The sequence below is a fragment of the Escherichia sp. E2586 genome (assembly GCF_005781105.1).
GTDB lineage: Bacteria > Pseudomonadota > Gammaproteobacteria > Enterobacterales > Enterobacteriaceae > Escherichia.
In genome coordinates this window covers 87,065-102,429 of the sequence record NZ_VATN01000007.1, presented here as the reverse complement: position 1 = coordinate 102,429, position 15,365 = coordinate 87,065, and the positions used below count along the sequence as shown (strand labels likewise).

Here is a 15,365-nt window from a genome sequence, read left to right as displayed (position 1 = left end):
GTTAACTCCGGTTATTCAACTTCAATACTTTTGACGATCAGCGAATCGCCGGTATCGACACGCAACCGCTCGCCATGACAGATCGGACACTGCGCATCGTGCTGATGAATCTCCACCACCTGGCTGCAATCCCAGCACCAGGCCTGGGCGGGTTTATAGACGATATGTAAATCGCACCCTTGCGCCACCGTTCCCTGGCAGACAATTTCAAAACTAAAACGGACGGCGCTCTCCTCAACGCAGGAGAGCGCGCCAATTTCCAGCCACACGGCGGTGACGCGCTTAACATCGTGCTGCTCCGCCTGCCGTTGGATAATCTCAACGGCGCTCTGGCAAAGCGACAACTCATGCATTTTCGCCACTCCTGCGACCAAACAGCAGGGCGCGACGCCCTGCATGTGGTACATCCGGATTAGTGACTGGCAGCGAAAGGATCATTCGCGCGCAGTCATCCGTCAGGCGTTGGCCCTCTTCAATCGACATGCTGTGCGAAAGCGGCGACATCAGCGAGCAGGAGAGGTATTGCGACACACCGTCCAGTTCGCCAACGGTAAAGGTCATAGTGCCATACGGCAGTTGCAGACCGATTTTTTCACTCACTTTGCGCAGCGGCCAAAGTTGATCCGGGCCGGGGAAGATAACTGCACTCAGCATCCACGGGGTGATCACACACCCCGTCCACTGACCTTCGAACAGCGTAAAGTCGGAAACATACACCGGCATTGAAGGATGCAGAAAAGAGAGATCGTGCATCGAACGCCGGGCAATTTCTTCAAATGCTGCCTGTACTTGCGCCTTCGGGGAGGTCTGGAAACCTGCTATCTCTTCAGTCATGAGTTGCCTCCCGTGGGATAGCTTCCACGCCTGATTCGCGCAGCGCAGCCAGAACCTGCTCAAGCGCAGGTTCAATCATTGCTTCAACCGTCGGCGTTAAGCCGATGTGCGGCTCCAGCGATTCCGGGATCACGCCGACCAGGGTCAGCTTTTTCGGAAACTCACCGGTGAAGCGCAGGGCCGACAAGACGTCGGCCAGGCCAAGCTGATGCGGAGAGATTTTGTTGGTAAACAACGCCGGAACTTCTTCATCCCGCAGGATCATCATCGTTCCCGGCGCGTTCTTTTTCGAGACAATGGCATCGGCAATAATCAGATGATCGCGATTTGCCATGTCGCCAAGCAGCTCCATTCCCGCCGTGCCGCCATCGAGGATCTCAACATAATCCGGCAGAATGTATCGTTGCTCTAACGCTTCAACAATCCGCACACCGATGGCTTCATCGGTCAGCAAAATATTGCCGACCCCTAAGACTAAAATACGCATTACAGAACCTTCACTGAAACCACTTCGTTGCCGTCGGCATCCACTACGTGTACCGCACAGGCCATGCACGGGTCGAAGGAGTGAATGGTACGCACCACTTCCAGCGGTTTATTCGGATCGGCAACCGGCGTGCCCACCAGCGACTGCTCGTAAGGACCGACGTCATCATTGAAGTTACGCGGACCGGAGTTCCAGGTTGATGGAACAACCGCCTGGTAGTTGCTGATGATACCGTCTTTGATCACCATCCAGTGAGAGAGCATACCGCGCGGCGCTTCGAGGAAGCCAACGCCTTTAAACTCACCCGTTGCCGGAATGTTCGGTTTCACAAAGGTGGTGTGATCGCCTTTGCCGATATTGGTGATCAGTGCACTGTACTGGTTTTGCAGGATATCCTGCAATTCGCAGCAGTGAACGGTACGACCAATAATACGGCCCAGCGTGGAGTGCAGCTGCGCCACTTCCAGCGTGTTGCCAGTCAGTTTCTGATAAATCGCAACGATTTCATTCAGTTTGTTCTGGGTAGACTCGCGACCTGCCGCCAGTTTCACCAGCATGTTAGCCAGCGGCCCCACTTCTACCGTTTTGCCGTAGAAAGTCGGCGATTTCACCCAGGAGTATTTACCGTCGTCAGACCAACCGTCGTAAGCCGGAATGGTGGTGCCTTCCCACGGTGCCTGCGGCGCTTCGTCTTTATACCAGGAGTGCTTCGCGCTTTCCTGAATCCCTTTGATCAGGTATTCATCGGAATGGGAAGTGATCGGACGATACGAGGATAGATCCGCATTCTCAATGTAGCCGCCCGGGAACAGGAAGCTGCCGTTTTTGCTGTCGGTCGGGAATTCCGGCACGCTCAGGTAGTTCACCGCACCTTTACCGCGCGTCAGCCATTCCGGGTAGAACGCGGCGATAACGGCGGTATCAACCTTGTAAACCTGCTCAACAAAGTCGCTCAGCTTGTCGATGAAAGACTTGATGTACATCAGGCGCTCAAGGTTCAGCACACCCAGACCGTCGAGGTTGATTGGGTTAGCGACACCACCTACCGCCAGGTTCTGAATGTGCGGCGTTTTACCGCCCAGCAGCGCCACGACGCGGTTAGCGTCACGCTGGCACTCCAACGCTTGCAGGTAGTGCGCTACCGCAATCAGGTTCACTTCCGGCGGCAGTTTCATCGCCGGGTGACCCCAGTAGCCATTGGCGAAAATACCCAGCTGACCGCTGGCAACCAGATCTTTGATCTTGTTCTGAACTTTGGTGAACTCTTCCGGGCTGTTCAGATGCCAGGTCGAAACGCCTTTCAGCATTTCGGAGGCTTTGGTTGGATCAGCTTGCAGTGCAGAAGTGATGTCCACCCAGTCCAGCGCCGAAAGCTGATAGAAATGAACGATATGGTCATGCGTAGTGTGCGCAGCCAGAATGATATTACGGATGTATTGCGCGTTAACCGGAACGTCGATATTCAGCGCACTTTCTGCCGCACGAACGGAAGACAGTGCGTGAGTAGTAGTACATACGCCACAGATACGTTGCACAATCATCCATGCATCGCGCGGATCGCGGTTTTTCACGATCTCTTCCATGCCGCGCCACATGGTACCGGAAGCCCATGCTTTCGAAACGACGCCATTTTCGATTTCGCAATCGATGCGTAAATGCCCCTCAATACGGGTTACCGGATCAATAGTAATTCTCTGGCTCATGCTTTGCTCGCCTCATGACGATTATGATCGTTTTGTTTTAAAGGAGGAAGTATCGGCAGTAGACGAATGAGTACGATGTAAGCGCAAATCTCAATAGCCACAAAACCAATAGAAATCAACAGTTCTTCCCAGGTCGGGAAGTAGGCGTAACCGCCGCCCGGGTTGAATGCCACCAGCGAATAGGTCAGACGCCAGGTTGCACAACCTAACAGCGCGCTCAGTGCTGACAGGAACAGCATGCGGGAATCATTACGCAGCTTCGCCACACGCAGAACCACCAGCGGGAAGAGCATCAGCAGGACTTCAATCCAGAACATCACGGAGTAGAAGTCACCGGCAAACGCTAACGACAGCTTGTCGCGATAGATAAGCTCGCCAAAGCGCAGCACGATGAAAATCGCCAGCAGTACGCTGATGGTATTCGTCAGCTTGACGAACAGGCTCTTTTCATCTGGACCATTGCCACGCAGACCCGCCTGCACCAACGAACCTTCAAAGATGACAATTGAGAAGCCCATGATGAACGCCGTCAGCAGCGAGAACAGCGGCAACATTTCATAGCTTTGCCACAGCGGATGCACTTTGTAGCCCGCCGAGATCATCAGCGACCCCATTGAAGACTGGTGCATGGTCGGCAACAGCGCGCCAAGTGCAATGATGAAGAACATCACCTTGTTCAGACGTTTGAGCGACACTTTCCAGCCCAGACGTTCAAACAGTGCCGGAGCAAACTCCAGTGCCATCACGCCGATGTAGATGGTCATACAGACCGCCGTCTCGAACAGTACCGAGTTCACGTTGAAGTGACCCGGAATGTAGAAGTACGGCAGGTTCCAGTAACGACCAACGTCGATGGTGATCGACAAGCCGCCCAGTGAATAACCGAACAGACTTGCCAACAGCGCCGGACGCACCAGCGGATGGTATTGCCCACGGTTAAAGACGTATACCGCCCACGCCAGCGCCCAGCCGCCACAGGCAAAGCCGGTGCCGATCAACAGGTCAAACGCGATCCACACGCCCCACGGGAAGCCGCCGTTCAGGTCGGAGACAGAGCCCAGACCGAACACCAGACGCTTCACAATCAGGAGCATACAGATGACGATTAACGGTCCAAAAATCATGACCGGTTTACTGATGATTTTGCCGCCCAGCGGTTGTGGATCATGACTCATGATCGTCTCCTCCGTCGTGATGGTCGTTTTTGGTGTTGCGACGAACCAGCACGGTTAAGCCCGCCAGCACAGCCAGTGGTAGCATCATGCCTTTATACAGGGTGTGTTGAATATTTTCGGAACGCGCACCGGTAGAAAGATCGTCCAGTTTCGGCAGGTCGAGATTTTCATAAGGAACGCCCGTCAGTACCAGAACCTGAGTACCGCCGCCCTCTTTCTCGCCGTACAGATGCGGATAATATTTCGGCACCGTATGCAGGTAAGTGTCGCCAGATTTCAGCGTCTGACGCGGATAGTGGTATTCGCTGCCAGGCTTCAGCGCCAGACGTTTTTTCGCCTCCGCCATCAGCTCTTCACGCGTACCAAAAATCACCGCCCCCGCCGGGCATACTTCTACGCAGCCAGGCAGACCGCCTTTATCGAGACGTTCCACACCTTTCTGGTTGCACAGCTCACATTTATGCAGCGCACCAAACGGGTTGTTGTAGTCGTACTTCGGCACGTTGTACGGACAGGCAACCATGCAGTAACGGCAGCCGGTGCACACATCTTTGTCGTAATGGACAATGCCGGTTTTCGGATCTTTTTTCAGTGCAGAAACCGGACACACGGAGACACAGTTCGGATCGACGCAATGCATACACTGTTTCTTAATGTACGCGTAGCCGTTCTCTTCCTGGTCTTTGTTGACGCCCGTGCCGCTGGTCCACACCTGAATGATGTTATTGGTATACGGCGACAGTTTGTCGTTGTTCGACCAGGTCTGTTCCCCTTGCGGGTTACGTTCAGGGAAGTTGATATCCTGACACTTGGTGACGCAAGCCTGACAGCCTACGCACAAGGTCGAGTCGTACAACATACCCAGCGATCCCGGAATTGGCGGGCGGTTTTCAGCAGCCGCATGACTGACAGACGGCAGTGCGCCCGTCAGCAATGCCCCGCAGGAGGCTGCTTTAATAAAATTACGTCTGTTCACGGTTATTCTCCCCGTGAGTCAGCGTTATCTTTCTTTTGCTGACGACCCAGTTCACGCACCGCCATCACGCTGACACCGGCAACCAGCCCAACCACACCGCCGAGCAAACCGATAGCGCCCGCAGAGACGTTGCCGCCTTCTTTAGCGTTGACATCCGGTTTTTGTGAACGCGGCGTCTGGTTTTCGACGTTGGCAAGCTGATGGATGCCTTTATGGAAGCCGACACCCTCTTCGTTACAGCCATAGCATGGGTGACCAATTGCCACCGGCCACACGCCGCCAACGTCGCAGAATTGCAGCGTGGAGCAGTTGCCGTAAGTTTCTGGCCCTTTACAGCCGAGGTGGTACAGGCACCAGCCTTCGCGGTGGCCTTCATCGCCGAACTCTTTGGCAAAACGACCAGCATCGAAGTGCGGACGACGTTCGCAATGTTCGTGAATCAGACGACCATAAGCGAAGGTCGGGCGGTTTTTGTTATCCAGCTTCGGCGGTTTACCGTAAGTGATGATGTGCGCAACGGTCGCGAGGAAGTTGTGCGGGTTCGGCGGGCAGCCTGGAATGTTAATAACGGTTTTGCCTGGCAGAACTTCTTGCAGGCTGACCGCGCCAGTCGGGTTAACCCCGGCAGCGGCGACGCCGCCCCACGCGGAGCAGGAACCGATAGCGATAATGGCTGCTGCGCCTTCTGCCGCTTTGCGGATGTGGTCCACAATCGGCTCACCGGCAACCATGCAATAAATACCGTTATCTTTTAATGGGATGGAACCATCCACAACCAACACATACTGCCCTTTGTATTTCTCGAGCGCGTTGTGTTTGTTCTCTTCAACCTGATGGCCGAAGGCGGCAGAAAGCACTTCGTGATACTCCAGAGAGATAGTCTCCAGCACGAGGTTTTCTACCGTTGGATGCGTCGCACGAAGCAGAGATTCCGTACAACCGGTGCATTCCTGCGCGCCAATCCAGATAACCGGCGGGCGCTGCGGGTTAGTGACCGATTCGGCCATCTCTGCGGCGGCTTTGCTACTTAACCCCATGGTGGCGGCTAATGCTGCACAAAGCTTCATGAAATCACGACGATTAATGCCGTGAGAATGGATGAGGGTGTTATCTCCAGTCATTTATAGTTATTCCGTTGCGAAGACCTGGCATATATTTTGCCTCAACCGCAAAATCAATAATGCGATCGATGCGCCATTTACCACACATTTATTATGGTTATCATTACAATGATACTGCGGCGGGGCGCTAAAACGAAGGGAATAAGCATTAGTGTAATTAATTAAAGCAAGATAATACGTATGTTTGATCAATTTTCGAGGCGATAACCCGCCATAAAAAAGCGCAACGTAGAACAGGAATTATTCTCACGAAAGAAATCCATTACCATCTCTTTATCCAGCCCATAACGGCGCGTCAGAATACCCGCTTCCCAGGCGCTGAGCTGGCGATCGCCGGTCTTTTCATACATCCGGTGCGAGTAGCCTAATACAAAACCACGTTTATAATCGGCGCAAAATTTAGTCACATTAACTGCACTGTCGGCATGCGTTGCTTTTAATCCCGCCATTAAGCCTTTACCGAAATGGTTATTCATCGTTTACCTCAAACGCTATATATCAGTATATATAGCGATATTTTAGGCAAACTCCGACTTTTACGCACGCTATTTTTTCCTGCACATGTAGGACGTTATCCTTTAAGGGATAAACACATCAGGAAAGATATTTATCGAACCATGTCAGCGTCCTTTGCCAGGCAAGATCGGCGGCTGATTTGTCATAACGTGGCGTGGAATCATTATGGAATCCATGGTTAACCCCCGGATAAATATACGCTTCATAGACTTTGTTATTGGCCTTCAACGCCACCTCATAGGCGGGCCAGCCCTCGTTGATTCGGGTGTCCAGTTCAGCATAGTGGAGCAGTAAAGGCGCTTCGATCTTCGCCACATCGGCAGTAGGTGCCTGGCGACCATAAAAAGGCACCGCACAGGCCAGTTCTGGATACGCCACGGCAGCCGCGTTCGAGACGCCGCCGCCATAGCAAAATCCGGTTATGCCAACTTTGCCCGAGGCTTGGGGATAGCGTTGCATAAACTCAATTGCGGCAAAGAAATCATTCATCAGTTTGGTTGGATCAACCTGCTGTTGCAGTTCGCGGCCTTTATCATCATTTCCCGGGTAACCACCAACGGAACTTAAACCGTCGGGTGCCAGAGCGATGTATCCCGCTTTAGCCACCCGCCGTGCTACATCTTCGATATACGGATTCAGCCCACGATTTTCATGTACGACCACCACAGCGGGTGTTTTGTCGCCCATCTTCGCAGGTTTCACCAGATAACCACGAACCTCGCCGTGACCATTTGGCGAAGGATATGTGATGTACTCAGCGACAATCTCCGGGTCGGTAAACTCCACCTGGGTCGCCCACGCGTAATTTGGCTTGAGCAAATCAAACAACGCTAACGCCGTCATCCCGCCCACCGCGTACTTCGCTGCCAGGTTGAGGAACTCACGTTTCGATATTTTCCCGTGAGCGTAATAGTCGTAGTAATCCAGCAACTCTTGCGGAAAATCTTTGGCGGTCAAACGCGGCATCGTTTTACTCCTCAACTGTTGTTTTTTTAAGCAAAGCATAAGCGTGTGTTTTTGCCCAGTTTTTCGTCACTCTGTGAGCGATGCTACGGGATACGTCCAGGTAAATCGCTAGACTAGAAACATTGTTTCGAAATTGAATGGTGGAAAGGAGATGTCATGGTCTGGTTAGCGAATCCCGAACGTTACGGGCAGATGCAGTACCGGTATTGCGGAAAAAGCGGTTTACGCCTGCCCGCGTTATCGCTCGGTTTATGGCACAATTTCGGTCACGTTAACGCGCTGGAATCACAGCGCGCGATCCTGCGTAAAGCGTTTGATTTAGGCATTACGCACTTTGATTTAGCCAACAATTACGGGCCGCCTCCAGGAAGTGCAGAAGAGAACTTTGGTCGCCTGCTGCGGGAGGATTTTGCCGCTTATCGCGATGAACTGATTATCTCTACCAAAGCCGGATACGATATGTGGCCCGGCCCGTACGGCTCTGGCGGCTCACGTAAATACCTGCTCGCCAGCCTCGACCAAAGCCTGAAGCGTATGGGGCTGGAATATGTCGATATCTTTTACTCTCATCGCGTCGATGAAAATACGCCAATGGAAGAAACCGCCTCTGCGCTTGCCCATGCGGTGCAAAGTGGTAAGGCGCTGTATGTTGGAATCTCTTCATACTCGCCAGAGCGGACGCAAAAAATGGTCGAGTTGCTGCGCGAATGGAAAATTCCGCTGTTAATTCATCAGCCTTCATACAATTTACTGAACCGCTGGGTGGATAAAAGCGGCCTGCTGGATACTCTGCAAAATCACGGCGTGGGCTGCATTGCCTTCACCCCACTGGCCCAGGGATTGCTGACCGGAAAATATCTCAACGGCATTCCTGAAGATTCACGGATGCATCGCGAAGGTCATAAAGTGCGCGGCCTGACACCGAAAATGCTCACCGACGCTAACCTGAACAGCCTGCGGTTATTGAATGAAATGGCACAGCAGCGCGGTCAGTCGATGGCGCAAATGGCGTTAAGCTGGTTGCTGAAAGATGAGCGAGTGACGTCGGTATTGATTGGTGCCAGTCGTCCAGAGCAACTGGAGGAGAACGTGCAGGCATTGAATAATCTGGTGTTTAGTGCCGAAGAACTGGCGCAGATTGACCAGCATATCGCCGATGGCGAGCTAAACCTGTGGCAAGCATCTTCCGATAAATAACAAGTTCATACCGGGCGCGAGAACCGCGCCCGAATAAGATCAGTGATTATGACGAGTCAGTCGGTCAAGATAGCCCATCACAAATGCAGAAAGCACAAACGTCAGATGGATAATGACGTACCACATCAGTTTGTTATCCGGGACATTTTTCGCATCCATAAAGACGCGCAGTAAGTGAATGGAAGAGATTGCCACAATCGACGCTGCCACTTTGTTTTTTAGCGACGTTGCGTCCATTTTCCCCAGCCAGTTCAGTTTCTCTTTGTTCTCGGAGATATCCAGCTGCGAGACGAAATTCTCATAACCGGAAAACATCACCATCACCAGCAAACCGCCAACCAGCGTCATATCCACCAGCGACAGCAACACGAGGATCAAATCTGATTCTGCCATTGAGAAGATATTCGGCAGGACGTGAATAATCTCCTGAAAGAACTTCAGCGCCAGGGCAACCAGCGCCAGCGAAAGGCCAAAGTACACGGGGGCAAGCAGCCAGCGAGAAGCATACATTGCATTTTCAAGAAAACGTTCCATACATTCCTGTCGTGTAGTTAAAACGGGCAACAGTATATCGCAATTGAGTTAACAGCACGCAACAGCAAATCAACATATACGTTAACCCGTTATCGCATAAATCCGAGGTTTAGGGATCTTCCTGGTTCCCTGATTACCGTGGTGCGTGCGTCTACCCTTAAAGGACGTTGAACCTGATGGGAGAAAAGCGATGTCTCATTTAAAAGACCCGACCACACAGTATTACACTGGTGAATATCCCAAACAGAAACAACCAGCACCCGGCATTCAGGCGAAGATGACGCCCGTGCCAGATTGCGGCGAGAAAACCTATGTCGGTAGCGGTCGCCTGAAAGATCGTAAAGCACTGGTGACAGGGGGCGATTCCGGAATCGGTCGCGCTGCCGCCATCGCTTACGCCCGTGAAGGCGCTGACGTGGCGATCAGTTATCTTCCCGTGGAAGAAGAAGATGCTCAGGATGTGAAAAAGATCATTGAAGAATGCGGACGCAAAGCCATTCTGCTGCCGGGCGATTTAAGCGATGAGAAATTTGCCCGTTCGCTGGTTCACGACGCGCATAAGGCATTAGGCGGGCTGGATATTATGGCGCTGGTCGCCGGGAAACAGGTTGCCATTCCTGATATTGCAGACCTCACCAGCGAACAGTTTCAAAAGACCTTTGCCATTAACGTTTTCGCGCTGTTCTGGCTAACCCAGGAAGCAATTCCCCTGCTACCGAAAGGCGCCAGTATCATCACCACTTCGTCAATCCAGGCCTACCAGCCAAGCCCGCATTTGCTGGACTATGCGGCTACGAAGGCGGCGATTCTGAACTACAGCCGTGGCCTGGCAAAACAAGTCGCGGAGAAAGGTATTCGGGTGAATATTGTCGCGCCAGGCCCTATCTGGACAGCACTGCAAATTTCCGGCGGACAGACGCAGGATAAGATCCCGCAGTTTGGTCAGAAAACACCGATGAAACGTGCGGGGCAACCGGCGGAGCTGGCCCCTGTATATGTTTATCTGGCAAGTCAGGAGTCGAGCTATGTCACCGCAGAAGTACACGGCGTGTGTGGCGGCGAACATTTAGGCTAAAAAATACCCGGTTGTGTGATAGCAACCGGGCATCATTGTGCTTTTAACCTTGCCGGATGCGGCGTAAACGCCTTATCCGACCTACAAACTCATGAAAACTCAACACGTTGCGATAAATTTTGTAGGCCTGATAAGACGCGCCAGCGTCGCATCAGGCATTGAGCACCGAATGTCGGATGCGGCGTAAACGCCTTATCTGGCCTACCAGCTCGTGCAAATTCAACACGTTGCGATAGATTTTGTAGGCCTGATAAGCGTAGCGCATCAGGCAATTCTCTTTACTTCGCTTTGGCAGTTTCTTCGCCGACCAGACCAATCTTCAGGTAACCTGCCTGATGCAGCTTATCCATTACCTTCATCAACATCTCGTAGTCGACGGTCTTATCTGCACGGAAGAAGATGGTAGTATCTTTCTTACCTTCGGTTAACGCATTCAGCGCCGTAACCATCGTTTCATCGGTGACCGGATCGTTACCGATAAACATTGAGTTGTCCGCCTTCACCGACAGATAAACCGGTTTTTCCGGGCGCGGCTGCGGCGTGCTGGTAGAAGCAGGCAAGTTCACCTTCACATCTACCGTCGCTAACGGTGCCGCCACCATAAAGATAATCAGCAGAACCAACATCACGTCGATAAACGGCGTCACGTTGATATCATGCATTTCGCCGTTATCGTCGAGGTTTTCGTTAAGATGCATTGCCATTGGACATTATCCTGCGCGTAATTTTTGTGCAACACGAACCGGATGCGCAGCGGCGCTGGCTTCCAGATCCAGGTCACGGCTTTGCAGCAACAATACCTGCGCTGCGACATCGCCAAGCATCGCTTTAAAGCCGCCAATCTGGCGTGCAAATACGTTATAGATAACGACCGCCGGAATCGCTGCCACCAGACCGATTGCCGTTGCCAGCAACGCTTCTGCAATACCCGGTGCAACCACTGCCAGGTTGGTAGTTTGCGTTTGCGCGATACCAATAAAGCTGTTCATGATGCCCCAGACCGTACCAAACAGACCAACGAACGGCGAAATTGCGCCGATGGTAGCAAGATAACCGTTACCGCGGCCCATTTGACGACCTACTGCGGCGACCCGACGCTCAAAGCGGAAACTGGTACGCTCTTTAATACCTTCGTTATCGTCGCTGCCTTCTGACAGTTCCAGCTCGTTCTGCGCTTCATTGAGCAAATGCAGGCTTAAGCTTTTGCTACCAAAATCAGCGGCGATATCGCTGGCCTGGTTTAAAGAGCGTGCTTCAGCCAGCAGTTGCTGCTCGCGCTTCAGGCGACGCTTCTGGTTGAAGAACTCTACGCTCTTGCTGAAAAAGATTGCCCAGGTGACTACGGAGGCCAGAATAAGCCCAATCATCACGCACTTAACGACAATATCGGCGTGCTGATACATACCCCAAACGGAAAGGTCCGTCTGCATTAAATTATTACCCACTGTGTATCTCCAGGACGCAAGTCACAAAATCTGCGCACAATAATATCAAAACGACGTCGAATTGATAGTCGTTCTCATTACTATTTGCATACTGCCGTACCTTTGCTTTCTTTTCTTTGCGTTTACGCAGTAAAAAAGTCACCAGTACACCTTTTGCGAAATTTTTCTGCTTTATGCCAATTCTTCAGGATGCGCATGACCTCATTCGTGCTAGTTTAGACATCCAGACGTATAAAAACAGGAATCCCAACATGGCAGACAAACAACTTGATACTCAACTGGTCAATGCAGGACGCAGCAAAAAATACACTCTCGGCGCGGTAAATAGCGTGATTCAGCGCGCCTCTTCGCTGGTTTTTGACAGTGTGGAAGCCAAAAAACATGCGACGCGCAATCGCGCCAATGGCGAGTTGTTCTATGGACGGCGCGGAACGTTAACCCATTTCTCCTTACAAGAAGCGATGTGCGAACTGGAAGGTGGCGCAGGTTGCGCGCTGTTTCCTTGCGGGGCGGCAGCGGTTGCCAATTCCATTCTTGCTTTTGTTGAACAGGGCGATCATGTGTTGATGACCAATACCGCCTACGAGCCGAGCCAGGATTTCTGTAGCAAAATCCTCAGCAAGTTGGGCGTAACGACATCATGGTTTGATCCGCTGATTGGTGCCGATATCGTTAAACATCTGCAGCCAAACACTAAAATCGTGTTTCTGGAATCGCCAGGCTCCATCACCATGGAAGTCCACGACGTTCCGGCGATTGTTGCCGCCGTACGCAGTGTGGTGCCGGACGCCATCATTATGATCGATAACACCTGGGCTGCCGGAGTGCTGTTCAAAGCTCTTGATTTTGGTATTGATGTTTCTATTCAGGCCGCCACCAAATATCTGGTAGGGCATTCGGATGCGATGATTGGCACTGCTGTGTGCAATGCCCGTTGCTGGGAGCAACTGCGGGAAAATGCCTATCTGATGGGGCAGATGGTCGACGCCGATACCGCCTATATGACCAGTCGTGGCCTGCGTACACTGGGCGTGCGTCTGCGCCAACATCATGAAAGCAGCCTGAAAGTGGCAGAATGGCTGGCCGCACATCCGCAGGTTGAGCGAGTTAACCACCCTGCTCTGCCAGGCAGTAAAGGCCATGAGTTCTGGAAACGAGACTTTACAGGTAGCAGCGGACTATTTTCCTTTGTCCTGAAGAAAAAACTTAATGATGAAGAACTGGCGAACTATCTGGATAACTTCAGTTTATTCAGCATGGCCTTCTCATGGGGCGGGTATGAATCCTTGATCCTCGCGAACCAGCCAGAACATCTCGCCGCCATCCGCCCGCAAGGTAAGATCGATTTTAGCGGCACCTTGATTCGCCTGCATATTGGTCTGGAAAACGTCGACGATCTGATTGCCGATCTGGACGCCGGCTTCGCGCGAATTGTGTAACGTTGCCAATTTGGACAATTTTGCAGACATTTAATTGTGAATAGTCTTAAATTGTTGCGTCCGGGATCAAGGCGTCCCGGACGATTCAGGAGTACAATAGTCAAATTAAGGCTTAAACGCTGTTCCACAGGAAAGTCCATGGCTGTTATTCAAGATATTATCGCTGCGCTCTGGCAACATGACTTTGCCGCGCTGGCGGACCCTCACATTGTTAGCGTTGTTTACTTTGTCATGTTTGCCACGCTGTTTTTAGAAAACGGCCTGCTGCCCGCCTCATTTTTGCCTGGCGACAGCTTGTTGATTCTGGCTGGCGCATTGATTGCCCAGGGGGTTATGGATTTTCTGCCAACAATCACGATTCTGACTGCCGCAGCCAGCCTGGGTTGTTGGTTGAGTTACATTCAGGGGCGCTGGCTGGGTAATACCAAAACGGTGAAAGGCTGGCTGGCACAGCTTCCGGCCAAATATCACCAGCGCGCCACCTGTATGTTTGACCGCCACGGTCTGTTGGCGCTGCTTGCTGGACGTTTTCTCGCCTTTGTCCGCACGCTGCTGCCAACCATGGCGGGGATTTCCGGACTGCCAAACCGCCGCTTCCAGTTTTTCAACTGGTTAAGCGGGTTGTTATGGGTCAGCGTGGTAACCAGTTTTGGCTATGCCTTAAGCATGATCCCGTTTGTAAAACGCCATGAAGATCAGGTGATGACGTTCCTGATGATCCTGCCGATTGCCTTGCTAACCGCTGGCTTGTTAGGCACGCTGTTCGTGGTGATTAAAAAAAAGTACTCTAGTGCCTGACGATTTCCTCCGTTCCCGGTGGCCATGCCGGGAACGCATTTAACTCCCCTGCATCGCCCGCATTCTGGCGGCATCTTCTCCCGGTGTCACACCGAAATAACGCTTAAACTCACGGCTAAATTGCGACGCGCTTTCATAGCCGACTCGCATCGCCGCCGCGCTGGCCTTCATGCCGTCGTGGATGATCATCATTCGCGCCTTATGCAGACGGTAATTCTTCAGATACTGCAACGGCGAGGTACTGGTGACAGACTTAAAATTATGGTGGAACGCCGAAACGCTCATATTGGCTTCTGCTGCCAGTTGCTCAACGCTCAGGTTTTCGGTGTATTTATTCTCAATTCGTTTCAGCACGCGGCTAATCAGGCTGAAATGCGTCTGGCGACTGACCAGTGCCAGTAACGCGCCGCCGCAAGGCCCCGTCAGCACATAGTAAAGAATTTCGCGGATAATCTGTTTACCGAGAATGCGCGCATCCAGCGGTCGTTCCATCACATCCAGTAACCGCTCCGCCGCGCATAAAATCTCTTCGGACAATGTAGCGGAATTTATACCGCTGGCAGCCATTGACGGCTGGAACTGTTCATCTTCGCCAATGTCCATCAACAGCTCTTGTAACTGCAAAATATCGACATTGAGACGCACCCCCGCCAGTGGCACCTCTGGCGTGGCATAGGTTTCGCACTCAAACGGCAACGGCACCGTCAGCAGCAGGTATTCATTGGCGTCATAGCGAAACACGCGTTCATTGATATAACCGATTTTATGCCCGGAAAAGAGAATTATGATGCCAGGTTCATACATCACTGGCGTACGCGCACCGGGGTTCTCGCCATACAATAAGCGCACATCAGGCAACATATCTGACAAACTATTTTCTTTATCTTTCAGTCTATTAATTTTATCCGTCAGTAGGCGGCATATCTCTTCACGTTTCATATCGCGTAATTTCTTAGGAATAATGCGGCAATTTGATTGTGCGCAATTTTGTACCATTTCTCCAGCACTCTGGAGAAATAGGCAAGACATTGGCAGAAATGAGCATTGAGAGCCACGACGCAGGCGACCACAATGAAAAACATCAGGCAGACCGATCTCT

General features: G+C 52.1%; 17 protein-coding genes. 4 read left to right on the top strand and 13 right to left on the bottom strand.

Annotated features, from left to right (window positions below; all coding sequences use genetic code 11):
* Positions 1-11 precede the first annotated feature (11 nt).
* From hypA to yghX, 9 genes are all read right to left on the bottom strand, one after another.
* Entirely contained in the window at positions 12-353 is a 342-nt protein-coding gene (gene hypA / locus FEK50_RS08415) for a hydrogenase maturation nickel metallochaperone HypA (RefSeq protein WP_000544956.1), read from the bottom strand.
* Positions 346-834 (bottom strand): hydrogenase-2 assembly chaperone, encoded by a 489-nt coding sequence (hybE, locus tag FEK50_RS08410; RefSeq protein ID WP_000134014.1) that lies wholly within the window; start codon positions 832-834, stop codon positions 346-348. The genes hypA and hybE overlap by 8 nt, the downstream gene beginning before the upstream one ends.
* Entirely contained in the window at positions 827-1,321 is a 495-nt protein-coding gene (locus FEK50_RS08405) for a HyaD/HybD family hydrogenase maturation endopeptidase (RefSeq protein WP_001221940.1), read from the bottom strand. Before FEK50_RS08405 ends, hybE begins: the two co-directional genes overlap by 8 nt.
* On the bottom strand, positions 1,321-3,024 hold the full coding sequence (gene hybC, locus FEK50_RS08400; protein WP_000083065.1) for a hydrogenase 2 large subunit: 1,704 nt from the start codon (positions 3,022-3,024) through the stop codon (positions 1,321-1,323). The genes FEK50_RS08405 and hybC overlap by 1 nt, the downstream gene beginning before the upstream one ends.
* On the bottom strand, positions 3,021-4,199 hold the full coding sequence (hybB, locus tag FEK50_RS08395; protein WP_000017694.1) for a Ni/Fe-hydrogenase cytochrome b subunit: 1,179 nt from the start codon (positions 4,197-4,199) through the stop codon (positions 3,021-3,023). Before hybB ends, hybC begins: the two co-directional genes overlap by 4 nt.
* A complete protein-coding gene (gene hybA, locus FEK50_RS08390) occupies positions 4,189-5,175 on the bottom strand; it encodes a hydrogenase 2 operon protein HybA (RefSeq protein WP_001081870.1) in 987 nt (328 codons plus the stop codon). Before hybA ends, hybB begins: the two co-directional genes overlap by 11 nt.
* Positions 5,176-5,177: 2 nt before the next feature.
* Entirely contained in the window at positions 5,178-6,296 is a 1,119-nt protein-coding gene (gene hybO / locus FEK50_RS08385; protein WP_130208025.1) for a hydrogenase 2 small subunit, read from the bottom strand.
* A gap of 188 nt (positions 6,297-6,484) precedes the next feature.
* Positions 6,485-6,772 carry a DUF2623 family protein YghW gene (gene yghW / locus FEK50_RS08380; RefSeq protein ID WP_001059136.1) on the bottom strand — a complete coding sequence of 96 codons (288 nt, stop codon included), beginning with the start codon at positions 6,770-6,772 and terminating at the stop codon, positions 6,485-6,487.
* Positions 6,773-6,890: 118 nt separating this feature from the next.
* Entirely contained in the window at positions 6,891-7,778 is an 888-nt protein-coding gene (gene yghX, locus FEK50_RS08375) for a YghX family hydrolase (RefSeq protein WP_131162510.1), read from the bottom strand.
* A 156-nt stretch (positions 7,779-7,934) separates the two neighbouring features.
* On the opposite strand from yghX, the gene gpr reads away from it, so the two are divergent.
* Positions 7,935-8,975: an L-glyceraldehyde 3-phosphate reductase gene (gene gpr, locus FEK50_RS08370; protein WP_131162511.1), complete on the top strand. Its 1,041-nt coding sequence runs from the start codon at positions 7,935-7,937 to the stop codon at positions 8,973-8,975.
* Positions 8,976-9,014: 39 nt separating this feature from the next.
* On the opposite strand, the gene FEK50_RS08365 is transcribed toward gpr, so the two are convergent.
* Positions 9,015-9,509, bottom strand: a complete 495-nt coding sequence (locus FEK50_RS08365) for a TIGR00645 family protein (protein WP_000439331.1) — start codon at positions 9,507-9,509, stop codon at positions 9,015-9,017.
* 190 nt (positions 9,510-9,699) lie between these two features.
* On the opposite strand from FEK50_RS08365, the gene yghA reads away from it, so the two are divergent.
* A complete protein-coding gene (yghA, locus tag FEK50_RS08360) occupies positions 9,700-10,584 on the top strand; it encodes an NADP(+)-dependent aldehyde reductase (protein ID WP_131162512.1) in 885 nt (294 codons plus the stop codon).
* Between the two features lie 278 nt (positions 10,585-10,862).
* Here yghA and exbD read toward each other — a convergent pair whose 3' ends face one another.
* On the bottom strand, positions 10,863-11,288 hold the full coding sequence (gene exbD, locus FEK50_RS08355; protein WP_130208035.1) for a TonB system transport protein ExbD: 426 nt from the start codon (positions 11,286-11,288) through the stop codon (positions 10,863-10,865).
* 6 nt (positions 11,289-11,294) lie between these two features.
* Complete coding sequence (gene exbB, locus FEK50_RS08350) at positions 11,295-12,029, bottom strand: tol-pal system-associated acyl-CoA thioesterase (protein WP_131162513.1); 735 nt, start codon at positions 12,027-12,029, stop codon at positions 11,295-11,297.
* Positions 12,030-12,280: 251 nt separating this feature from the next.
* On the opposite strand from exbB, the gene metC reads away from it, so the two are divergent.
* Positions 12,281-13,468 carry a cystathionine beta-lyase gene (gene metC, locus FEK50_RS08345; protein WP_130223967.1) on the top strand — a complete coding sequence of 396 codons (1,188 nt, stop codon included), beginning with the start codon at positions 12,281-12,283 and terminating at the stop codon, positions 13,466-13,468.
* Positions 13,469-13,606: 138 nt separating this feature from the next.
* Positions 13,607-14,266, top strand: coding sequence for a DedA family general envelope maintenance protein YghB (yghB, locus tag FEK50_RS08340; RefSeq protein ID WP_064529651.1), 660 nt, complete (start codon positions 13,607-13,609; stop codon positions 14,264-14,266).
* Between the two features lie 39 nt (positions 14,267-14,305).
* Here the strand turns inward: yghB and yqhC are convergent, their stop codons facing one another.
* The gene (gene yqhC, locus FEK50_RS08335; protein ID WP_138211663.1) at positions 14,306-15,205 is read right to left on the bottom strand and encodes a DNA-binding transcriptional regulator YqhC; all 900 of its coding nucleotides are present in this window, start codon (positions 15,203-15,205) and stop codon (positions 14,306-14,308) included.
* Positions 15,206-15,365 lie beyond the last annotated feature (160 nt).